Origin of the sequence: Agromyces sp. NPDC058136 (assembly GCF_042884375.1) — a bacterium.
In the GTDB taxonomy this organism is placed as follows: Bacteria; Actinomycetota; Actinomycetes; order Actinomycetales; family Microbacteriaceae; genus Agromyces.
The window spans coordinates 5,298-26,496 of record NZ_JBHVUA010000004.1 but is presented as its reverse complement, the minus strand read 5'-3'; the positions used below and the strand labels follow the sequence as shown (position 1 = coordinate 26,496).

Annotated in this window: 18 protein-coding genes; 17 read left to right on the top strand and 1 reads right to left on the bottom strand. The window is 71.3% G+C overall.

Translation table 11 applies throughout. The features are described 5' to 3' along the window. Positions 1-59 precede the first annotated feature (59 nt). Together ACFVTX_RS12280 and ACFVTX_RS12275 are read left to right on the top strand one after the other, a co-directional pair. The gene (locus ACFVTX_RS12280) at positions 60-4,667 is read left to right on the top strand and encodes an ATP-dependent helicase (protein WP_386900459.1); all 4,608 of its coding nucleotides are present in this window, start codon (positions 60-62) and stop codon (positions 4,665-4,667) included. Next, the gene (locus ACFVTX_RS12275) at positions 4,654-5,457 is read left to right on the top strand and encodes a DNA-formamidopyrimidine glycosylase family protein (RefSeq protein ID WP_386900457.1); all 804 of its coding nucleotides are present in this window, start codon (positions 4,654-4,656) and stop codon (positions 5,455-5,457) included. Before ACFVTX_RS12280 ends, ACFVTX_RS12275 begins: the two co-directional genes overlap by 14 nt. 45 nt (positions 5,458-5,502) lie before the next feature. Here the strand turns inward: ACFVTX_RS12275 and ACFVTX_RS12270 are convergent, their stop codons facing one another. Beyond that, positions 5,503-5,814 carry a DUF1844 domain-containing protein gene (locus tag ACFVTX_RS12270; protein WP_386901138.1) on the bottom strand — a complete coding sequence of 104 codons (312 nt, stop codon included), beginning with the start codon at positions 5,812-5,814 and terminating at the stop codon, positions 5,503-5,505. Positions 5,815-6,151: 337 nt separating this feature from the next. Here ACFVTX_RS12270 and infC point away from each other — a divergent pair, with 337 nt between their 5' ends. From infC to argF, 15 genes are all read left to right on the top strand, one after another. Next, complete coding sequence (gene infC, locus ACFVTX_RS12265; protein WP_386901136.1) at positions 6,152-6,772, top strand: translation initiation factor IF-3; 621 nt, start codon at positions 6,152-6,154, stop codon at positions 6,770-6,772. Positions 6,773-6,825: 53 nt separating this feature from the next. Next, positions 6,826-7,020, top strand: a complete 195-nt coding sequence (gene rpmI / locus ACFVTX_RS12260) for a 50S ribosomal protein L35 (RefSeq protein ID WP_386900455.1) — start codon at positions 6,826-6,828, stop codon at positions 7,018-7,020. A gap of 32 nt (positions 7,021-7,052) precedes the next feature. Beyond that, positions 7,053-7,439, top strand: coding sequence for a 50S ribosomal protein L20 (gene rplT / locus ACFVTX_RS12255; protein ID WP_157422736.1), 387 nt, complete (start codon positions 7,053-7,055; stop codon positions 7,437-7,439). A gap of 135 nt (positions 7,440-7,574) precedes the next feature. Next, positions 7,575-8,375 (top strand): TrmH family RNA methyltransferase, encoded by an 801-nt coding sequence (locus ACFVTX_RS12250; RefSeq protein WP_386900452.1) that lies wholly within the window; start codon positions 7,575-7,577, stop codon positions 8,373-8,375. A gap of 113 nt (positions 8,376-8,488) precedes the next feature. Further along, positions 8,489-9,277, top strand: coding sequence for an amino acid ABC transporter ATP-binding protein (locus ACFVTX_RS12245; protein WP_386900450.1), 789 nt, complete (start codon positions 8,489-8,491; stop codon positions 9,275-9,277). A gap of 52 nt (positions 9,278-9,329) precedes the next feature. After that, the gene (locus ACFVTX_RS12240) at positions 9,330-10,196 is read left to right on the top strand and encodes a glutamate ABC transporter substrate-binding protein (RefSeq protein WP_386900448.1); all 867 of its coding nucleotides are present in this window, start codon (positions 9,330-9,332) and stop codon (positions 10,194-10,196) included. Positions 10,197-10,278: 82 nt separating this feature from the next. Further along, on the top strand, positions 10,279-10,926 hold the full coding sequence (locus ACFVTX_RS12235; protein ID WP_386900446.1) for an amino acid ABC transporter permease: 648 nt from the start codon (positions 10,279-10,281) through the stop codon (positions 10,924-10,926). After that, on the top strand, positions 10,923-11,846 hold the full coding sequence (locus tag ACFVTX_RS12230) for an amino acid ABC transporter permease (RefSeq protein WP_386900444.1): 924 nt from the start codon (positions 10,923-10,925) through the stop codon (positions 11,844-11,846). The genes ACFVTX_RS12235 and ACFVTX_RS12230 overlap by 4 nt, the downstream gene beginning before the upstream one ends. A gap of 24 nt (positions 11,847-11,870) precedes the next feature. Further along, on the top strand, positions 11,871-12,911 hold the full coding sequence (pheS, locus tag ACFVTX_RS12225) for a phenylalanine--tRNA ligase subunit alpha (RefSeq protein WP_386900442.1): 1,041 nt from the start codon (positions 11,871-11,873) through the stop codon (positions 12,909-12,911). 3 nt (positions 12,912-12,914) lie between these two features. Continuing rightward, positions 12,915-15,440, top strand: a complete 2,526-nt coding sequence (pheT, locus tag ACFVTX_RS12220) for a phenylalanine--tRNA ligase subunit beta (protein ID WP_386900440.1) — start codon at positions 12,915-12,917, stop codon at positions 15,438-15,440. Positions 15,441-15,748: 308 nt separating this feature from the next. Further along, positions 15,749-16,792 (top strand): N-acetyl-gamma-glutamyl-phosphate reductase, encoded by a 1,044-nt coding sequence (gene argC, locus ACFVTX_RS12215; protein WP_386900438.1) that lies wholly within the window; start codon positions 15,749-15,751, stop codon positions 16,790-16,792. Beyond that, positions 16,789-17,946 (top strand): bifunctional glutamate N-acetyltransferase/amino-acid acetyltransferase ArgJ, encoded by a 1,158-nt coding sequence (gene argJ / locus ACFVTX_RS12210; RefSeq protein ID WP_386900436.1) that lies wholly within the window; start codon positions 16,789-16,791, stop codon positions 17,944-17,946. The genes argC and argJ overlap by 4 nt, the downstream gene beginning before the upstream one ends. Positions 17,947-17,948: 2 nt before the next feature. After that, positions 17,949-18,887, top strand: coding sequence for an acetylglutamate kinase (gene argB / locus ACFVTX_RS12205; RefSeq protein WP_386900434.1), 939 nt, complete (start codon positions 17,949-17,951; stop codon positions 18,885-18,887). A 32-nt stretch (positions 18,888-18,919) separates the two neighbouring features. Continuing rightward, positions 18,920-20,065, top strand: coding sequence for an acetylornithine transaminase (locus ACFVTX_RS12200; protein ID WP_386901134.1), 1,146 nt, complete (start codon positions 18,920-18,922; stop codon positions 20,063-20,065). Positions 20,066-20,128: 63 nt separating this feature from the next. Further along, positions 20,129-21,058, top strand: a complete 930-nt coding sequence (gene argF, locus ACFVTX_RS12195; protein ID WP_386900432.1) for an ornithine carbamoyltransferase — start codon at positions 20,129-20,131, stop codon at positions 21,056-21,058. The last annotated feature ends 141 nt before the right edge of the window (positions 21,059-21,199 follow it).

Genomic DNA, 21,199 nt, shown 5'->3' with positions numbered 1-21,199 from the left:
AGGCCGCCGACGACACGGCGGACGGCGCGCGCGTCGGTGGCATCCGCTTGAATGGGGGCATGACCGAGGCGCTCGCGGAGTTCTCGCCCGCGACCAGGGCGTGGTTCACCGAGTCGTTCGCCGAACCGACGGCGGTGCAGCGCGGTGCGTGGCAGGCGATCTCGCGCGGCGAGCACGCCCTCGTCGTCGCGCCGACCGGCTCGGGCAAGACCCTGGCCGCGTTCCTCTGGGCGATCGACCGGCTGCACCACGAGGCATCCGACCCCGCGACCGCGGGTACGAAGGTCGTCTACCTGTCGCCGCTCAAGGCGCTCGGGGTCGACGTCGAGCGCAACCTGCGCGCCCCGCTCGTCGGCATCGCGCGCACGGCCGCCGCGCTGGGGCTCGAGGTGCCCGAGGTCACGGTCGGGGTGCGCTCGGGCGACACCCCCTCCGCCGAGCGCCGAGCGCTCGTCGCCCGCCCGCCCGAGATCCTCATCACGACGCCCGAGTCGCTCTACCTCATGCTCACCTCGCAGGCGCGCGAGACCCTGCGCGGCGTCGAGACCGTCATCATCGACGAGATCCACGCGGTCGCCGGCACGAAGCGCGGCGCCCACCTCGCCGTCTCGCTCGAGCGGCTCGACGCGCTCCTCGCCGAGCCCGCGCAGCGCGTCGGCCTGTCGGCGACGGTGCGCCCGCTCGACGAGGTCGCCCGGTTCCTCTCGGCGACGGCGCCCGTCACGGTGGTCGCGCCGCCGAGCGAGAAGCGCTTCGAGCTGCGCGTCGAGGTGCCCGTCGAAGACATGTCGCGGCTTCCGGCCTCCGACGATGCGACGGGATCGATCTGGCCGCACGTCGAGCAGGCGATCCTCGACCGGGTGCTCGAGCACCGCTCCTCGATCGTGTTCGCCAACTCGCGTCGCCTCGCCGAGCGGCTCACGGCGCGCCTCAACGAGCTCGCGCTCGAAGAGACCGAGCGCGCCGAGCTCGTCGCGGCCGCGGCCGCCGGCGGGCCGCCCGCGGCGCTCATGGCGCAGTCGGGGCAGACGAGCGGGGCGCCGCCCGTCGTCGCGCGCGCCCATCACGGCTCGGTCAGCAAAGAGCAGCGCGCCGAGATCGAGGACGATCTCAAATCAGGGCGGCTGCGCTGCGTCGTGGCGACCTCGAGCCTCGAGCTCGGCATCGACATGGGCGCCGTCGACCTCGTCGTGCAGGTCGAGTCGCCGCCCTCGGTCGCGAGCGGGCTGCAGCGGCTCGGCCGCGCAGGGCACCAGGTCGGCGAGGTCTCGCGCGGGGTCATGTTCCCGAAGCACCGTGCCGACCTCGTGCACACCGCCGTCGCCTCCGAGCGTATGCTCGCCGGGCAGATCGAGACGCTCGCGGTGCCGGCGAATCCGCTCGACATCCTCGCGCAGCAGACCATCGCCGCCGCGGCCGTCGACGAGCTCGACGTCGAGGCGTGGTTCGCCGCGGTCCGGCGCAGCGCCCCGTTCCAGCATCTGCCCCGCTCGGCGTACGAGGCGACGCTCGACCTCCTCGCGGGGCGCTACCCCTCCGACCGCTTTGGCGAGCTGCGCCCGCGCATCGTCTGGGACCGCGAGGGCGGCACGATCACCGGCCGTCCGGGCGCGCAGCGGCTCGCGGTGACGAGCGGCGGCACGATTCCAGACCGTGGCATGTTCGGCGTGTTCCTCGTCGGCGACGACGCGACCGGGCGACGGGTCGGCGAGCTCGACGAAGAGATGGTCTACGAGTCGCGTGTCGGCGACGTGTTCGCGCTCGGCGCGACGAGCTGGCGCATCCAGGAGATCACCTTCGACCGGGTCAACGTCGTCCCCGCGTTCGGGCAGCCGGGCCGGGTCCCGTTCTGGAAGGGCGACGCGATCGGCCGACCGGCCGAACTCGGGCGGGCGCTCGGCGGCTTCATGCGCGAGATGGCCGCGGCCGACGAACCCGTCGCACTCGCCCGCGCGGCGGCGGCCGGCCTCGATCGGAATGCTTCGGCGAACCTCCTCGGCTTCCTCGCCGACCAGCGGGCGTCGACGGGTGCCGTGCCGAGCGACCGCACCCTCGTCGTCGAGCGCACCCGCGATGAGCTCGGCGACTGGCGGCTCATCCTGCACTCGCCGTTCGGCATGCCCGTGCACGCGCCGTGGGCGCTCGCCGTGGGCACGCGGGTGCGCGAGCGGCACGGCGTCGACGGCGCCGCGATCGCCGCGGACGACGGCATCATCGTCCGCATCCCCGACACCGGGGCCGATCCGCCGGGCGCCGAGCTCTTCGTCTTCGAGGCCGCCGAGCTCGAGCCGCTCGTCACCGAGGAGGTCGGGGGTTCCGCCCTGTTCGCGAGCCGGTTCCGCGAGTCCGCGGCGCGGGCGCTGCTGCTGCCGCACTACCGGCCCGGGCAGCGCTCGCCGCTCTGGCAGCAGCGGCAGAAGGCGGCGCAGCTGCTCGAGGTCGCGAGCGAGTACCCGAGCTTCCCGATCATCCTCGAGACACTGCGCGAGGTGCTCCAAGACGTCTACGACCTGCCGTCGCTGCTCGCCGTCGCGGGCGACATCGCCGCACGCAAGATCAGGGTCGTCGAGACGACGACCGAGACGCCGAGCCCGTTCGCGAGCGCCCTGCTCTTCGGCTACGTCGGGGCGTTCATGTACGAGGGCGACGCTCCGCTCGCCGAACGCCGTGCGGCGGCCCTCGCGATCGACCAGGCGCTGCTCGGCGAACTGCTCGGGCGCGTCGAACTCCGGGAGCTCCTCGACCCCGGCGTGATCGACGAGGTCGAACGCGAACTGCAACGGCTCGACCCCGAGCGACGGGCGCGGGGCGTCGAGGGTGTGGCCGACCTGCTGCGCGGGCTCGGCCCGCTCACCGTCGACGAGATCGGCGCGCGCGTCGACGAGGCGACGAACGCGTCGCTGGCCGCGGCGGTCGCCGAGCTCGTCGAGGCCCGACGTGTCGTGCGCGTCGGGTTCGCCGGCCGCGAGCACCTCGCCGCCGTCGAAGACGTCGGCCGCCTGCGCGACGCGCTCGGGGTGCCCGTGCCGCCCGGCGTCGCCGCCGCGTTCGAGTCGCACGTCGCCGACCCGCTCGGCGACCTGGTGAGTCGCTACGCCCGCACGCACGGCCCGTTCACCGTCGACGGGGTCGCCGAGCGCTTCGGCATCGGCATCGCGGTCGCCCGGGGCGCGCTGCGACGGCTCGCCGACGAGCGGCGCGTCGTCGAGGGCGAGTTCCGCCCGCACGGCACGTCCACCGAGTGGTGCGACGCCGAGGTGCTGCGCCGGCTCAGGCGACGGTCGCTCGCGGCGCTGCGCCATGAGATCGAGCCCGTGCCGCAGCGCACCCTCGCCCGGTTCCTGCCCGCGTGGCAGCACGTCGGCGGGGGGCGCAGCGGGGCGCTCCGCGGGGTCGACGGGGTCGTCTCGGCGATCGAGCAGCTCGAGGGCGCGCACCTGCCGGCCTCGGCGTGGGAGTCGCTCGTCCTGCCCGCCCGCGTCGCCGACTACTCGCCGGCCATGCTCGACGAACTGATGAGCGCGGGCGAGGTGCTCTGGGCCGGTTCGGGAGAGCTCGCCGGCGACGACGGCTGGGTGAGCCTGCACCTCGCCGACTCGGCGCCGCTCACCCTGCCGTGGTCGCCCGAGATCGAGCTCGCGCCCCTCGAACGCGAGGTCGTGCTCGCGCTCGGCTCGGGCGGGGCGTTCTTCTTCCGTCAGCTCGCCGACGCGGTCGGCGCGGCGGGCTCGCTCGAGGCGCCGCTCGACGATGCGGCGCTCGTCGACGCGATCTGGTCGCTCGTGTGGTCGGGACTCGTGACCAACGACACCGCCGCTCCGCTGCGCGCGCTGGTCGGCAGCGGTCGCAGTGCGCACAAGACCCAGCGCGCGATGCCGCGGGCGAGGGCGCTGCGCGGTCGCACGATGCCTCGCAGTGCGATGCCGAGCCGCACCGGACCGCCTTCGGTCGCCGGCCGCTGGTCGCTGCTTCCCGTGGCGGAGAGCGACGCCACCCGCCGCGGGCACGCGCTCGGTGAGACCCTGCTCGACCGATACGGCGTCGTCACGCGCGGCGCCGTCGTCGCCGAGGGAGTGCTCGGCGGCTTCGCCCTCGTCTACAAGACGTTGCGCGGCTTCGAGGAGTCGGGCCGTGCGCGGCGCGGCTACTTCGTCGAACGCCTGGGCGCAGCGCAGTTCGCCGCCCCCGGGGCCGTCGACCGGCTGCGGTCGTTCGTCGAGCAGGAGGCATCCGGTTTCGAGGGCGAGCCAGCGCCCCAGCGCCCCGCCGCGTCCGGCCGCCCCGCCGTTCCCGCAGCTGCGATCATCCTCGCCGCGACCGACCCGGCCAACGCGTACGGCGCAGCCCTCCCGTGGCCCGATCCGCCGGGCGAGAGCTCGCACCGGGCAGCCCGCAAGGCGGGCGCGATGGTCGTGCTCGTGCAGGGCGAGCTCGTCGCCTATGTCGAACGCGGCGGCAAGACGGTGCTCGTCTACGACGACGACGAGACCCGGCTCGGGCTCGCCGCGCAGGCGATCGCCGAGACGGTGACGAGCGGCCGCATCCGGCGGATCGCCGTCGAGTCGGTGAACGGCGCCTTCGTGCTCGGCACGCCGTTCGGTCGGGCCCTCGGCGCGGCGGGCTTCAGCGAGACGCCGAGGGGGCTGCGGCTCGATGCCCGAAGGTGACTCGGTCTTCCAGGCGGCGGCGCGCCTGCGGGCGGCGCTCGTGGGCGAGGTGCTCACCCGCACCGACTTCCGCGTGCCCGCCTTCGCGACGGTCGACCTGTCGGGCGAGCGCGTCGACGAGGTGCTCGCGCGCGGCAAGCACCTGCTGATCCGCACGCCGGCCCACACCGTGCATTCGCACCTGAAGATGGAGGGGGAGTGGCGGGTCCTGGCCCCGGGGGAGCGCTGGCCGAAGCCGGCCCGGCTCGCGCGGGTCGTGCTCGAGACCGGGCGTTCGGTCGCCGTCGGCTTCGAGCTGGGGCTCGTCGAGGTGCTGCCGCGCGCCGCCGACGAGGCCGCGCTCGCATACCTGGGCCCCGACCTGCTCGACCCCGGCTGGGGGCCGGCGGAGCTCGACGAGGCCGTGGCGAGGCTCGCTGCGGCGCCCGACACCCCGATCGCGGTCGCGCTCCTCGATCAGCGCAATCTCGCGGGCCTCGGCAACGTGTACGTCAACGAACTGTGCTTCCTCCGGGGCATCCGCCCTGATCGCCCGGTCGGCGAGGTGCACGACCTCTCGGCGATGGTGGCGCTCGCGCGCCGGCTCCTCGTCGCGAACCGCGACCGGCCCGCCCGGGTGACCACGGGCGTCGACCGGCGCGGGCGCCGGCTCTGGGTCTACGGGCGCACCGGGCAGCCGTGCCTGCGCTGCCGGACGACGATCGCGGGGGGACTCTTCGGCCGCGACGTGCGCGCGGGCGACGACCCGCAGGCGCGCGTCACCAGCTGGTGCCCGAACTGCCAGCGTTGAGCCGCGTGGCGGTGAGCGCCGCAGTTCGGGCCCGTGCGGGCGGGGTCAGCTGACCGGCCCGGTCCACTTCTCGCCCGGGCCCTGCCCGATCGGGTCGGGGATGGTCGAGGCTTCGCGGAACGCGAGCTGCAGCGAGCGGAGGCCGTCGCGGAGCGAGCGGGCGTGCATGTCGCTGATCTCGGGGGCGCCCGCCGTGATGAGGCCGGCGAGGGCGTTGATGAGCTTGCGCGCCTCGTCGAGGTCGAGCTGCTCCTCGGGGTTGTCGGCGAGTCCGAGCTTCACGGCGGCGGCGCTCATGAGGTGCACGGCGGCGGTCGTGATGATCTCGACGGCGGGCACCTCGGCGATGTCGCGCAGGGCGCCGTCGACGGACTCGTTGACGGCCTCCTCGTAGCGGTGGGTGGACTCGTCGTGACCCGGGTTGGCGGGCGAACTATGTGACACGGACTTCCTCTGCTAGACTACTTCGGGCTCCGGGGCTTCTCCCCGGTACGAAAGTGGAGATTCTCCCACCCGCGCATACCGCTTCATCAAGGTTACCGGGTCGATTGCACTCCGCTTCCTCGCCGTGGTTCTTCCAGAACCGCAGCGGAGAAGTAGACAGGGTGCCGTATGAGCCGCGGTGAGATTCCGCGCCACATACGTGAAATCTCCTCCTTCGGCGCACAGAAAGCTTGAGTAGAGGAGTACACGCATCAGCGATCCCCGTACCAATGACCGCATCCGCGTTCCCGAGGTCCGCCTCGTGGGCCCCGGCGGAGAGCAGGTCGGCGTCGTGAAGATCGAGGTGGCCCTGCGGCTCGCGCAGGAGGCCGACCTCGACCTCGTCGAGGTCGCACCGAACTCGAAGCCGCCGGTCGCCAAGATCATGGACTACGGCAAGTACAAGTACGAGGCTGCGCAGAAGGCGAAAGAGGCCCGGCGCAACCAGGCGAACACCATCCTCAAAGAGGTCCGGTTCCGCCTCAAGATCGACAAGCACGACTACGAGACCAAGATGAAGCGCGCCATCGGCTTCCTGAAGGCCGGCGACAAGGTCAAGGCGATGATCCTCTTCCGCGGGCGCGAGCAGTCGCGCCCCGAGATGGGTGTCCGCCTCCTGCAGCGCTTCGCGGAGGACGTGGTGGAGTTCGGCACCGTCGAGCACAACCCCACGATCGACGGCCGCAACATGGTCATGGTCATCGCGCCCCTGAAGAACAAGTCCGAGGCCAAGGCCGAGGCGAATGCACAGCGTGCTGCGGCGAAGGCGCGACCGTCGGCGGATGCCGACGGCGACGCCGAAGAGCAGACGGCCGAGCCGAGCGAGGCTTAGCCAACACCCGCGTCCGTCACCCGCGTGGCGGCAGAACCAAGGAGAAACACGAGATGCCGAAGCAGAAGACCCACTCCGGGTCCAAGAAGCGCTTCAAGTTGACCGGCACCGGCAAGGTCAAGAAGCAGCAGGCCGGGATGCGCCACAACCTCGAGGTCAAGGCTTCGAAGCGCAAGATGCGCCTCAACCAGGACCAGGTCGTTTCGCCCGCCGACGCGAAGAACATCAAGAAGCTTCTCGGCCACTGAGCCGCGAGACCCGTTAAGGAAGAAACAGAGTCATGGCTAGAGTCAAGCGCGCAGTCAATGCGCACAAGAAGCGTCGCGTCATCCTCGAGCGCGCCGAGGGCTACCGCGGTCAGCGTTCGCGCCTGTACCGCAAGGCGAAGGAGCAGGTCACCCACTCCCTCGTCTACTCGTACAACGACCGCCGCAAGAAGAAGGGCGACTTCCGTCGTCTCTGGATCCAGCGGATCAACGCGGCCTCGCGTCAGAACGGCCTCACCTACAACCGCCTGATCCAGGGCCTCGGCCTTGCGGGCATCGAGGTCGACCGCCGCATCCTCGCGGAGCTCGCGGTCAACGAGCCGGCCACCTTCGCCGCGCTCGTCGAGTCGGCCAAGAAGGCCCTCCCCGCCGACACCTCGGCGCCGAAGACCGCCGCGTAAGCGTCGACGTCTCGTCGAACGGCCCGTCACCCCTGTGGGTGGCGGGCCGTTTCGCATGCCCACGTCGTGCGGGGGCGACGGCTCGCGATGTCGAGGATGTCTCGACCGGGGCATCCCGCTGAATAGACTGGGTCCATGCTCGAGAACCCCCGCTCGCCGCGTGTCCGTGCCGTCGCCAAGCTCGCGAAGAAGGCGGCCCGATCCGAGAGCGGCCTGTTCCTGCTCGAGGGGCCGCAGGCGGTCGCCGAGGCGCTCGAGTTCCGGCCCGAACTGGTCGTCGAGCTCTACGCCACGCCGACGGCGCTCGACCGCTACACCGACATCGCCGAGAACGCGGTGCGGGCCGCGGTCGACGTCGAGTACGTCACCGAAGAGGTGCTCGCGGCGATGGCCGACACGGTCACCCCGCAGGGCTTCGTGGCCGTGTGCCGCCAGTTCCCGACGGCTGTGAAAGACGTCTTCGCCGCCGAGCCGAAGCTCATCGCGATCCTCGAGGAGGTGCGCGACCCGGGCAACCTCGGCACGATCGTGCGCGCGGCCGATGCGGCCGGCGCCGACGCGGTGATCCTCACGGGTCGCGCCGTCGACCTGTACAACCCCAAGGTGGTGCGCTCCTCGACGGGGTCGATCTTCCACCTGCCGGTCGCGGTCGGCGCCGATCTCGACGACGTGCTCACCCGGGCCCGCGCAGCCGGCCTCACGGTGCTCGCGGCCGACGTCAAGGGCGAGGACCTGCTGACCGCCCGCAACGAGGGCGTGCTCGCGAACCCCACGGCGTGGCTGTTCGGCAACGAGGCCCGGGGGCTGCTCGACGAGCACCTCGCGCTCGTCGACCGCGTCGTCATCGTGCCGATCTACGGCAAGGCCGAATCGATGAACCTCGCCACCGCGGCGTCGGTGTGCCTCTACGAGAGCGCCTTCGCGCAGCGCAGCTGACCGACGAGCCGGCGGGCAGGCGGCCGGGCCGAGCGCGACCGCCTGGTCACGAATCGGTAACCGCAGGGCCGAACAGTGGCGGCCGGGTGCGAAACGTCCCTAGTTTTGGGGATATGGAGCCCACCCAGCCCGCCCCTCCGACCTCGAACATCAGCGTTCGCCGAGGCGAGCCGCTCGTCGTCGTCGACCACGTCGACAAGCACTACGGCGAGCTGCACGTGCTCAACGACATCAACACGGTCGTGAACCGCGGCGAGGTCGTCGTCGTCATCGGCCCGTCGGGCTCGGGCAAGTCGACGCTCTGCCGTGCGATCAACCGCCTCGAGACGATCGACTCGGGATCGATCTCGATCGACGGCGTCAAGCTGCCCGAAGAGGGTGCCGCGCTCGCGAAGCTGCGCGCCGACGTCGGCATGGTGTTCCAGTCGTTCAATCTCTTCGCGCACAAGACGGTCCTCGAGAACGTCACGCTGGCACCCATCAGGGTCAAGCGGATGTCGCGCAAGGACGCCGAGGCGAAGGCGATGGAGCTCCTCGACCGGGTCGGCGTCGCGAACCAGGCGAAGAAGATGCCGGCGCAGCTCTCGGGCGGTCAGCAGCAGCGCGTCGCGATCGCGCGGTCGCTCGCGATGAACCCGAAGGTCATCCTGATGGACGAGCCGACGAGCGCGCTCGACCCCGAGATGATCAACGAGGTGCTCGACGTCATGGTCGGGCTCGCGAAGGACGGCATGACGATGATCGTCGTCACGCACGAGATGGGCTTCGCCCGCAAGGCGGCCGACCGGGTGCTCTTCATGGCCGACGGCCGGATCGTCGAGGAGGCGGCGCCCGCGGAGTTCTTCGACAACCCGAAGTCCGACCGGGCGAAGGACTTCCTCTCGAAGATCCTCGAGCACTAGACCTCCGCGACCACGAGTCGCGAGGACCACCACAGGAGAAGAGGCAATGGACATGAAACGCAAGAGCATCGCACTCCTCGCGGCCGCCGCGGCGACCGCGCTCGCGCTGGCCGGCTGTTCGAGCGGCGGCGGCGACACGGCATCCTCCGAGTCGGCGGAGCCGGCACCGACGTTCGAGGCGGGCACGACGATGGCCGCCCTCGCCGAGGCGGGCACCATCACCGTCGGCACGAAGTTCGACCAGCCGCTCTTCGGCCTCAAGGGTCCGTCGGGCGATCCCGAGGGCTTCGACGTCGAGATCGCGAAGATCATCGCCTCCGAGCTCGGCATCGCCGAAGACAAGATCGAGTGGGTCGAGTCGGTCTCGGCCAACCGCGAGCCGTTCATCGAGAACGGACAGGTCGACATCGTCGTCGCGACGTACACGATCAACGACAAGCGCAAAGAGGTCGTCTCCTTCGCCGGGCCGTACTACATGGCCGGCCAGTCGATCCTCGTGCTCGCCGACAACGACGACATCAAGAACGAAGACGACCTCGTCGGGCAGCCCGTGTGCTCGGTGACCGGTTCGACCCCCGCCGCCAACCTCAAGGAGCTCGGCGCCGAGGTCATCGAGACCGACACCTACACCAACTGCCTCGAGCCGCTGCGCAGCGGTCAGGTCGTCGCGGTGTCGACCGACAACGTCATCCTCGCGGGCCTCGCCGCCCAGAACGAGGGCGAGTTCAAGGTCGTCGGCGAGCCGTTCACCGAGGAGCCCTACGGCATCGGCCTGAAGCTCGATGACACCGACTTCCGCATGTGGATCAACGACGTGCTGGAGAAGGCCTACGAGGACGGGCGCTACGAGGAGGCGTGGAACTCCACCGCCGGAACCGTGCTGCCGTACGTGGACCCGCCCGCGGTCGACCGCTACTGATCCGTTCGCGGCCCGGGTGCACGAGCACCCGGGCCGCGACCCAGGCCCGGGAATCTCGGGCCCACGAGCCTGAAGGAGGCGCATGGACGCCGTCATCGAGAACCTGCCGACCTACTGGCGCGGGTTCAGCATGACCCTGCTGCTGCTCGGGGTGAGCGGCGTCTCGGCGCTCGTGATCGGCACGCTCATCGCCGCGATGCGCATCTCGCCCGTGGCATCCCTGCGCACCTTCGCGACCGTCTACACCGAGCTGGTGCGCAACACCCCGCTCACGCTCGTCCTGTTCTTCTGCGCGATCATCCTGCCGTACCTGGGCTCCAGGCTCGACTACGTGACGGCGGCCATGATCGGCCTCTCGGTGTACACCTCGCCGTTCGTCGCCGAGGCGCTGCGCTCGGGCATCAACGGCGTGCCGGTCGGGCAGGCCGAGGCCGCCCGCAGCGTCGGGCTCGGCTTCGGGCAGACGGTGAGCCTCATCGTGCTGCCGCAGGCGTTCCGCATGACCATCCCGCCGCTCATCAACGTCTTCATCGCCCTCACGAAGAACACCTCGGTCGCCGGCGGCTTCTTCGTCTTCGAACTCTTCGCCGCGACCCGCGAGCTCGCGAACGCGAACGGCAACGCCGTCATCGCGATCCTGCTCGCGGCGGCCACGCTGTACCTGGTCATCACCATCCCACTCGGCCTGATCGCCGCCCAACTCGAACGGAAGTGGGTGGTGCAGCGATGAGCGGCTCGAGCGTCCTCTTCGACGCCCCCGGCCCCCGGGCCCGGCGACTCTCCCTGATCTCCTCGATCGTCACGGGCGTGGTGATCCTCGCCGGCCTGACCTGGATCGTCATGACGCTCGCGGCGCCGCGCGAGAGCGGCGGCATCACGCTGCCGGGCTTCTTCGACCCGAGCCGGTGGAACATCTTCGCCGATCCCGAGGTGTGGAGCTTCATCATCTTCGAGGGCGTCTGGGGCACCCTGCGTGCGGCGCTCACGGCGTCGGTGTTCGCGATCGCCCTCGGCATGGTGTTCTCGCTGCTGCGCAGTTCGGAGGCCCGATGGATCCGGGTTCCGACGGCGGTCGTGCTCGAGTTCTTCCGCGGCATGCCCCTGCTGCTCATGATGCTGTTCATCCTGCTCGTGTTCAGCGTCGACGCATTCTGGGCGGTCGTCGTCGCGCTGACGCTCTACAACGGGGCGCTCATCGGCGAGGCGCTGCGCGCGGGGCTCGCGGCGCTGCCGCGCGGCCAGCGCGAGGCGGGTCTCAGCCTCGGCATGCGACCGCTGCAGTCGAAGATGCTCGTCGAGTTCCCGCAGGCGTTCCGGCAGATGCTGCCGATCATCGTCGCGCAGCTCGTCGTGCTCCTCAAAGACACGTCGCTCGGCTACATCGTCGGCTACGTCGAGCTGATGCGGGTGACGCTCAACAACCTCGCGAGCTTCTACGGCAACCGCTACCTGTTCTCGCTGTTCATCGTCACGCTGGCGCTCTACCTCATCATGAACCTCTCGCTGTCGTGGTTCGCCCGCTGGCTCTCGCGGCGCACGGCCTCGAAGTCGAGCGGCAAGAAGCTCGACCCTGAGAACCCGGGCCAGGCGATGCTCATGGCGCAGGCATCAGCTGCTGCGCGGCAGTCGGAGGACAACACGCCGCGATAGTCATCACGACTAGACTCGGTCTTCGTGTCCGAGCCCCTCGAAATCACCGAATCCGCGGTCGCGTCCGCGGTCGATGCAGCCCTTGCGGCGATCGCGTCGGCCGACGACTCCGCCGCCCTCAAGACCGTTCGCAGCGAGCACACCGGCGAGAAGTCGGCGCTCGCGCTCCTGAACGCCGAACTCCGCAACGTGCCGAACGAGCAGAAGGCCGCACTCGGCAAGCTCGTCGGCGGTGCGCGCGGCCGCGTGAACCAGGCGTTCGCCGCTCGCGAGGCCGAGATCGTCGAGGCCGAGGCGGCCGCGCAGCTCGCCGCCGAGACCGTCGACGTCACGGCGCTGCCCTCGCGGATCACCTCGGGTGCGAGGCATCCGCTCGCGCTGCTGCAGGACCGCGTGTGCGACGTCTTCACCGGCATGGGCTGGGAGATCGCCGAAGGCCCCGAGGTCGAGAGCGAGTGGTTCAACTTCGACGCGCTGAACTTCGACGCCGACCACCCGGCGCGCGCCATGCAGGACACCTTCTTCGTCGACCCGCCCGAGGCGCACCTCGTGATGCGCACGCACACGAGCCCCGTGCAGGTGCGTTCGATGCTCGACCGCGAGCTGCCGCTCTACGTGCTCGCGCCGGGCCGCGTGTACCGCACCGACGAGTTCGACGCGACCCACCTGCCCGTCTTCATGCAGTTCGAGGGCGTCGCCGTCGACAAGGGCCTCACGATGGCCCACCTCAAGGGCACGCTCGACCACTTCGTGAAGGCGATCTTCGGCGACGAGGCGAAGATCCGCCTGCGCCCGAGCTTCTTCCCGTTCACTGAGCCGAGCGCCGAGCTCGACTTCTGGCACCCGACCTTCAAGGGCGGCGCCCGCTGGATCGAGTGGGGCGGTTGCGGCATGATGCACCCGAACGTGCTGCGTGCGGCGGGCATCGACCCCGAGGTGTACACGGGCTTCGCCTTCGGCATGGGGGTCGAGCGCGGCCTCATGCTCCGCAACGACGTGCAGGACATGCGCGAGATGGTCGAGGGGGACGTTCGTTTCTCCCAGCAGTTCGGAATGGTGGTCTGATCCATGCGAGTACCCCTGAGTTGGCTCGCCGAGTACGTCGAGCTTGTGCCGGGCACGACGCCCGAAGACGTGCACGCCGCCCTCGTCAAGGTCGGCCTCGAAGAGGAAGACGTGCACACGTTCGAGCTGCAGGGCCCGATCGTCGTCGGCGAGGTCCTCGAGTTCGTCGAGGAGCCGCAGTCGAACGGCAAGACGATCCGCTGGTGCCAGGTTCGCGTCGCCCCCGACGGCGAGCAGGCGGCCGACGGCGGCGACGCCGTGCACGGCGTCGTCTGCGGCGCCCGCAACTTCTTCGTCGGCGACAAGGTCGTGGTGACGCTTCCGGGTGCGGTGCTGCCCGGGCCGTTCCCGATCGCCGCGCGCAAGACGTACGGACACGTGTCCGACGGCATGATCGCCTCGGCGCGCGAGCTCGGCCTCGGCGACGAGCACGACGGCATCCTGCGCCTGTCGACGCTCGGGCTCGACGCGCCCGTCGGCAGCGACGCGATCACGCTCCTCGGCCTCGACGACGCCGCGATCGAGATCAACGTCACGCCCGACCGCGGGTACGCGTTCTCGATCCGCGGTGTGGCGCGCGAGTACGCGCACGCCACCGGGGCGGTCTTCCGCGACCCGGTCGAGGCGACGCCCGCGACGGATGCCACGGCGGAGGGCTTCCCGGTCGTGATCGACGACCGGGCGCCGCTGCGCGGCAAGCTCGCGTCGAACGCGTTCGCGACCCGCATCGTGCGCGGCGTCGACGCGTCGAAGCCGACGCCCGCGTGGATGATCGCGCGGCTGAAGCTCGCCGGGATCCGGTCGATCTCGGTGCTCGTCGACATCACGAACTACGTCATGCTCGAGCTCGGACAGCCGATCCACGGCTACGACCTCGACACGCTCCGCGGCGGCATCGTCGTGCGCCGTGCCGAGCAGGGCGAGCGCTTCACGACGCTCGACGGCAAGGAGCGCACGCTCCACGCCGAAGACATCGTCGTCACCGACGACCGCGGGCCGATCGGGCTCGCGGGCGTCATGGGCGGCGCCGAGACCGAGATGGGCGACGCGACGCAGAACGTGCTCATCGAGGCCGCGCACTGGGACCCGGTGTCCATTGCGCGCACGGCCCGCCGTCACAAGCTGCCGAGCGAGGCGGCGAAGCGCTACGAGCGCGGCATCGACCCGACCATCGGTGCGGTCGCCGTCGCGCGCGTCGCCCAGCTCATGGTCGACCTGGCGGGCGGCGCGGCGGACGCCGGCGGTTCGCTCATCCAGACGACGCCCGATCGTGCCGCGATCGTGCTTCCCGACGGCTTCGTGTCGCAGCTCATCGGCGTCGAGTACTCGAACGACGAGGTGCACGACGCGCTCGCCGAGATCGGCGGCGCGCTGACCCGGGTCGAGGGCGGCTTCTCGGTCGTGCCGCCCGCGTGGCGTCCCGACCTCACCGGCCGTGAAGAGTTGGCCGAAGAGGTCGCCCGTCTCGTCGGCTACCACCGCATCCCGTCGGTGCTTCCCGTGGCCCCTCCTGGGCGCGGGCTCACCCGTTCGCAGCGGCTCCGTCGCCAGACGGCCGATGTGCTCGCCGGTGCCGGTTCGACCGAGGTGCTGTCGTTCCCGTTCGCGACCGAGCAGGAGAACGCGCTCTTCGGCAGCGCCGACGGCGCGCCCGTGGCATCCGTTCGCCTCGCGAACGCCCTCGACCAGTCGACGCCGTACCTGCGCCGTTCGCTGTTGCCCGGCCTCATCGCCGCGGCGAAGCGCAACCGTTCGCGGGGGCTCGTCGACGTCGACCTGTTCGAGCTCGGGCTCGTCTTCCTGCCCGAGCTGGGCCGTGCGTACGGTTCGGCCGAGCTGCCCGCGGGCTCCGCGAAGCCGAGCGACGAGACGCTCGCGGCGCTCGACGCCGGCATCCCGCCGCAGCCGCGCCACCTCGGCGTGCTGCTCGTGGGCGAGCGCATCGCGAAGCAGCCCGGTCAGCAGGCCGAGGCGTACGGCCTCGTCGACGCGCTCGACGCGGCTCGCCGGGTCGCCCTCGCGACGGGCGCCGAGCTCGAGATCGTGCAGGGCTCGCACCAGGCGATGCACCCCGGCCGTACCGCCGAACTGCGGGTCGGCGGCCGCGTCGTCGGCTTCGCCGGCGAACTGCTGCCGGCGCTCGCCGAGGAGCTCGACCTGCCGCGCGTCGTCGCGGTCGCCGAGCTCGACCTCGACGCCGTCATCGCGGCGGCCGACCCTGCGGTCGAGGCGCACACGATCGGCACGTTCCCGGCGGCCACGCAGGACCTGTCGCTCCTCGTCGACGCCGGTGTCCCGGCGGCCGAGGTCGCGGCGGCGGTGCGCGGGGGGGCCGGCGAGCTGCTCGAACACGTCGGACTCGTCGACGACTACCGCGGCCAGGGCGTGCCCGAGGGGGCCAAGAGCCTCACGTTCGCGCTGCGCTTCCGCGCGGCCGACCGCACGCTGACGGCGGCCGAGGCGAGCGAGGCGAAGCTCGCGGGCGCCGCCCTCGCGGGCGAGCGCACGGGCGCGGCGATCCGCGACTGAGCGCGTCGCCCCACTGCGACCCGATCGAGACGACCGCCGACGACGGCGCCGCGCATCCGCGCGGCGCCGTCGTCGCATTCCGACGCACCGGGTGCGCTCGGTTTGCACCTCGACTCTCCCCGCGGATAGGGTCGAGCCATGTCCATCACCCGGTTCGTCGCCGCCGCACGCGTCTCGCGTGTCTCGGTCGTGCGCAGCCGACGCCGTGGCGGCCGCCGAATCTCGGCGACCCCTTCGCAGGCGTAGCGGCCTGTCGCGGGGCGTCGCCGGAACATCGCCCCGACCAGACAGACCCTAAGGTGGATTCCATGACGTACTCCGTCGCCGTTTCCGGCGCGTCCGGCTATGCCGGAGGAGAGATCCTGCGGTTGCTCGCCGATCATCCCGAGCTCGAGGTGCGCACCGTGACGGCGCACTCGAACGCCGGCCAGCCGCTCGTCGCGGTGCAGCCGCACTTGCGCACCTACACGCATCTCACCCTTCAAGAGACGAGCGCCGAGACCCTCGCGGGCCACGATGTCGTCTTCCTCGCCCTGCCGCACGGCGCCTCGGGCGCGATCGCGGCCGAGCTCTCGCCCGACACCCTCGTCATCGACTGCGGTGCCGATCACCGGCTCGAGAGCAAGGCCGACTGGGCCGCCTTCTACGGCGGCGACTTCCACCCGGCGTGGGCGTACGGCGTGCCCGAGCTGCCGCGGCTCAGCGGCACGCAGCGCGACCGCCTGACGAAGTCGCGTCGCATCGCGGCCCCCGGGTGCAACGCCTCGACGGTCGCGCTCTCGCTCGCACCGGGTATCCGGGCGGGGGTCATCGAGGACGGCGATCTCGTGTCGGTGCTCGCCGTCGGACCGTCGGGCGCGGGCAAGAGCCTCAAGGCGCACCTGCTCGGCTCCGAGATCCTCGGCTCCGCGAACCCGTACTCGGTGGGCGGCGTGCACCGTCACATCCCCGAGATCCAGCAGGCGCTCCGCTGGGCGGGCGCCGCGAACCCGACCATCTCGTTCACGCCGGTGATCGTGCCGATGTCGCGGGGGATCCTCGCGACCTCGACGGCGCGCATCATGCCCGGCACCTCCGCCGCCGACGTTCGCGCCGCATGGGAGGACGCCTACGCGGGGGAGCGCTTCGTGCAGCTGCTGCCCGAGGGGCAGTTCCCGCGCACGGCCGACGTGCTCGGTGCGAACACCGCGCTCATGGGCCTCGCGGTCGACGAGCGCGCGGGTCGCGTCGTCGTCGTCACCGCGGTCGACAACCTCGTCAAGGGCACCGCGGGTGCCGCCATCCAGTCGGCGAACCTCGCGCTCGGGCTCACCGAGTCGACCGGCCTTCCCGTGAACGGAGTCGCCCCGTGACCGTCACCGCCCCCGCCGGATTCGAAGCGGCGGGCATCGCCGCCGGCATCAAGCGCAGCGGCGCCCTCGACCTCGCGGTCGTCGTGAACCGCGGCCCCTCGCAGCAGGCGGCGGTGGTGTTCACCTCGAACCGTGCGCAGGCGAACCCGATCATCTGGTCGAAAGAGGTCGCCAAGGACGGCATCGTCTCGGCGATCGTGCTGAACTCGGGCGGGGCGAACTGCTTCACCGGGCCCGAGGGCTTCCAGGTCACGCACCGCACCGCGGAGGCGGCGGCCTCGGCGCTCGGGGTGTCGGCGGGCGACGTGCTCGTCTGCTCGACGGGCCTCATCGGCGACCAGCTCGACGGCGAGGTGCTGGAGGAGGGCGTGCTGAGCGCCGCGAACCGGCTCGCGGACGACGCGCAGGCAGGTTCCGATGCGGCCCGCGCGATCATGACGACCGACACGAAGCCGAAGACCGTCGTCGTTGAGGGCGCCGGCTGGCGGATCGGCGGCATGGCGAAGGGTGCGGGCATGCTCGCTCCGGGCCTCGCCACGATGCTCGTCGTGCTCACGACCGACGCCGAGCTCGAGGCATCCGCCCTCGACGCGGCCCTGCGGCAGGCGACGCGGGTGAGCTTCGACCGACTCGACTCCGACGGCTGCATGTCGACGAACGACCAGGTGACGCTGCTCGCGAGCGGCGCCTCGGGCTTCGCGCCCGATCAGGCCGCATTCACCGAGGCGCTCACGGCCGCCTGCCTCGACCTCGCGGCGCAGCTGCAGGCCGACGCCGAGGGGGCGAGCCACGACATCGCGATCGAGGTCGTCGGCGCCGTCACCGAGGACGACGCGGTCGAGGTGGGTCGTTCGGTCGCCCGCAACAACCTGTTCAAGGCCGCGATCTTCGGCAACGACCCGAACTGGGGTCGGGTGCTCGCCGCGATCGGCACGACGCAGGCGCCCTTCGACCCGTACCTCGTCGACGTGACGATGAACGGCGTCCGGGTCTGCCACGCAGGCCGCCCCGACCGCCCGCGCGACGAGGTCGATCTCACGCCGCGGTCGACGCACGTGCTCATCGAACTGCACGCGGGCGAGGCATCCGCGACCATTCTGACGAACGATCTCACGCACGACTACGTGCACGAGAACAGCGCCTACGCGAGTTGAGCATGAGCGAGAACGAAGTCGAGAACGAGGCGGATGCCACCGGCGCCGCCGACCACGCCGCGCAGAAGGCGGGCGTGCTCATCGAGTCGCTGCCGTGGCTGAAGCGCTTCCACGGCGAGACGATCGTCGTGAAGTTCGGCGGCAACGCCATGGTGAGTCCCGAGCTCCAGCGGGCGTTCGCCGAGGACATGGTGTACCTCCGCTACGCCGGCATCAAGCCGGTCGTCGTGCACGGCGGCGGGCCGCAGATCTCCTCGATGCTCGAGCGGCTCGGCATCGAGAGCGAGTTCCGCGGCGGCTACCGGGTGACGACCCCCGAGGCGATGGACGTCGTGCGCATGGTGCTCTCGGGGCAGGTGAACCGCGAGCTGGTGTCGCTCATCAACGAGCACGGGCCGATCGCCGCGGGGCTCTCGGGCGAGGACGCGGGCCTGTTCACGGGTCGTCGCCGTGGTGCCGTCGTCGACGGTGTCGAGGTCGACCTCGGGCTCGTCGGCGATGTCGTCGCGGTCGACCCCGAGGCGGTGCAGGCGCAGCTCGACGCGGGGCGCATCCCGGTCGTCTCCTCGATCGCGCCCGACGGCGACGCGCCCGGGCAGTCGCTGAACGTGAACGCCGACTCGGCGGCCGCGGCGCTCGCGGTCGCACTCGGTGCGGCGAAACTCGTCATCCTCACCGATGTCGCGGGCCTCTACCGCGACTGGCCGAATCGCGACTCGCTGGTCTCGGTCATCGAGGTTCCCGAGCTGCTCGCGCTGCTGCCGTCGCTCGAGTCGGGCATGATCCCGAAGATGCGCGCCTGCCTCGACGCCGTGGCCGGCGGCGTCGCGAAAGCGGCGATCATCGACGGGCGCGTCCCGCACTCGATCCTGCTCGAGGTCTTCACCCAGTCGGGCATCGGCACCGAGGTCGTCCCCGCGAACGCAGGAGGCGACGCGTGAACGAGTGGCAGCAGCGGTTCGACAGCCGCATCATGCGTTCGATCGGGATGCCCCTCGCGAAGCTCGAGCGCGGCGAGGGCGTGTGGGTGTGGGATGACGCGGGCACGCCGTACCTCGACTTCCTCGCCGGCATCGCGGTGAACGCGCTCGGCCATGCGCATCCCGTGTTCGTCGATGCGGTGTCGCGGCAGGCGGCGACGCTCGCGCACGTGTCGAACTACTTCACGACGGAGCCGGCGCTCGAACTCGCCGAGCGCATCACGCGCCTGGCCGGCGCGGGCGACGAGGGCCGTGCCTGGTTCGGCAACTCGGGCGCCGAGGCGAACGAGGCCGCGTTCAAGCTCGCGCGGCTCAACAACTCGGGCGGCGCGCGCACCCGGGTGCTCGCGCTCGTCGACGGCTTCCACGGCCGCACGATGGGTTCGCTCGCCCTCACCGGCAAGCCGCACATGCGCGATCCCTTCGAGCCGCTGCCCGGCGGGGTCGAGCACATCCCGGCGACGATCGACGCGCTCGAGGCATCGATCGACGACGCGGTGGCGGCGCTCATCGTCGAACCCATCCAGGGTGAGGCGGGCGTCGTCGAGCTGCCCGAGGGGTTCCTCGCGGCCGCACGCGAACTGACGCATCGGCACGGGGCGCTGCTCATCGTCGACGAGATCCAGACGGGCGCCGGCCGCACCGGAACGTGGTTCGGGTTCCAGCACGCGGGTATCACGCCCGACGCGATCACGGTCGCCAAGGGCATCGGCGGCGGGTTCCCCATCGGCGGTCTCGTGACCTTCGGCCGGGCCTCCTCGCTCTACACGAAGGGCCAGCACGGTTCGACGTTCGGCGGCAACCCGCTGGCGACCGCGGTGGCGAACGCCGTGCTCGGCGAGATCGAGCAGGCCGGGCTCGTCGAGAACGCGGCGTTGCGCGGCGCGCAGCTGCGCGAGCGCATCCTCGGGCTCGACTCCCCGCTCATCGCGGGGGTGCGCGGCCGCGGGCTCCTCATCGGCATCGGCCTCGAGCGACCCGTCGCGGGGCAGCTCGTCGCCGCGGCGATGGAGGCCGGCCTCATCGTGAACGCCGCCAACGACGCCACGATCCGCATGGCGCCGCCCCTCATCATCGGCGACGCCGAGATCGACGAGTTCGTCGCACGCTTCACGCGGGCGCTCGCCGCCGTCTCCTGACCTCCTCCGAGCCGATCCTCCGATCCTCACCGAACTGATCCTCACCGACACGAAACGGATCCCATGACCCGCCACTTCCTCCGCGACGACGACCTGAGCCCCGGCGAACAGGCCGAGGTGCTCGACCTCGCCGCCCGGCTCAAGGCCGACCGCTACGCCGAGCGCCCGCTCGAGGGCCCGCAGACCGTCGCCGTCATCTTCGACAAGACCTCCACCCGCACTCGCGTCTCGTTCTCGGTCGGCATCGCCGACCTCGGGGGCGTGCCGCTCGTCATCGCCTCGAACGAGAGCCAGCTCGGCGGCAAGGAGTCGGTTTCCGACACCGCCCGCGTGCTCGAGCGGATGGTCGCCGCCATCGTGTGGCGCACCTACGCCCAGTCGGGTCTCGAGGAGATGGCGGCCGGCACGACGGTGCCCGTCGTCAACGCGCTCTCCGACGACTTCCACCCGTGCCAGATCCTCGCCGACCTGCAGACAGTGCGCGAGCAGAAGGGCGAGCTCGCCGGGCTCACCATGTCGTACTTCGGCGACGGGGCGAACAACATGGCGCACTCGTACCTCCTCGGCGGTGCGACCGCGGGCATGCACGTGCGCATCGCGGCACCCGAGGGTTACCTGCCGCGCCCCGACCTCCTCGCCGACGCCGAGCGCATCGCCGCGACCACGGGCGGCTCGGTGCTCGTCACGAGCGACGCCGTCGAAGCGGCCCGTGGAGCGGACGTGATCGTCACCGACACCTGGGTGTCGATGGGCCAGGAGGCCGAGAAGGCCGAGCGCCTCGCCACCTTCGGCGACTACCGGGTCACGGAGTCGCTCATGGCGGAGGCATCCGACGACGCGGTCTTCTTGCACTGCCTGCCCGCCTATCGCGGCGTCGAGGTCGACGCCGCGGTCATCGACGGCCCGCAGTCGCTCGTCTGGGACGAGGCGGAGAACCGCCTGCACGCGCAGAAGGCGCTGCTCACCTGGCTCTTGAACCGGAAGGACGCATGATGGCCGAGCACGGCACCAATCCGTCGGCACCTCTCGCTCACCCGCTGAACCGGAAGGACGCATGATGGCCGAGCACGGCACCAATCCGTCGGCACCTCTCGCTCACCCGCTGAACCGGAAGGACGCATGATGGCCGAGCAG

Bases quoted from the DNA above. Each gene is read 5' to 3' on its own strand.
- ACFVTX_RS12280 (WP_386900459.1), top strand. From the start codon at position 60: ATGACCGAGGCGCTCGCGGAGTTCTCGCCCGCGACCAGGGCGTGGTTC.
- ACFVTX_RS12200 (WP_386901134.1), top strand. From the start codon at position 18,920: ATGCGTTCGATCGGGATGCCCCTCGCGAAGCTCGAGCGCGGCGAGGGC.
- rpmI (WP_386900455.1), top strand. From the start codon at position 6,826: ATGCCGAAGCAGAAGACCCACTCCGGGTCCAAGAAGCGCTTCAAGTTG.
- ACFVTX_RS12250 (WP_386900452.1), top strand. From the start codon at position 7,575: ATGCTCGAGAACCCCCGCTCGCCGCGTGTCCGTGCCGTCGCCAAGCTC.
- argF (WP_386900432.1), top strand. From the start codon at position 20,129: ATGACCCGCCACTTCCTCCGCGACGACGACCTGAGCCCCGGCGAACAG.
- ACFVTX_RS12230 (WP_386900444.1), top strand. From the start codon at position 10,923: ATGAGCGGCTCGAGCGTCCTCTTCGACGCCCCCGGCCCCCGGGCCCGG.
- argC (WP_386900438.1), top strand. From the start codon at position 15,749: ATGACGTACTCCGTCGCCGTTTCCGGCGCGTCCGGCTATGCCGGAGGA.
- ACFVTX_RS12240 (WP_386900448.1), top strand. From the start codon at position 9,330: ATGAAACGCAAGAGCATCGCACTCCTCGCGGCCGCCGCGGCGACCGCG.
- ACFVTX_RS12275 (WP_386900457.1), top strand. From the start codon at position 4,654: ATGCCCGAAGGTGACTCGGTCTTCCAGGCGGCGGCGCGCCTGCGGGCG.
- ACFVTX_RS12245 (WP_386900450.1), top strand. From the start codon at position 8,489: ATGGAGCCCACCCAGCCCGCCCCTCCGACCTCGAACATCAGCGTTCGC.
- argB (WP_386900434.1), top strand. From the start codon at position 17,949: ATGAGCGAGAACGAAGTCGAGAACGAGGCGGATGCCACCGGCGCCGCC.
- pheT (WP_386900440.1), top strand. From the start codon at position 12,915: ATGCGAGTACCCCTGAGTTGGCTCGCCGAGTACGTCGAGCTTGTGCCG.
- rplT (WP_157422736.1), top strand. From the start codon at position 7,053: ATGGCTAGAGTCAAGCGCGCAGTCAATGCGCACAAGAAGCGTCGCGTC.
- ACFVTX_RS12235 (WP_386900446.1), top strand. From the start codon at position 10,279: ATGGACGCCGTCATCGAGAACCTGCCGACCTACTGGCGCGGGTTCAGC.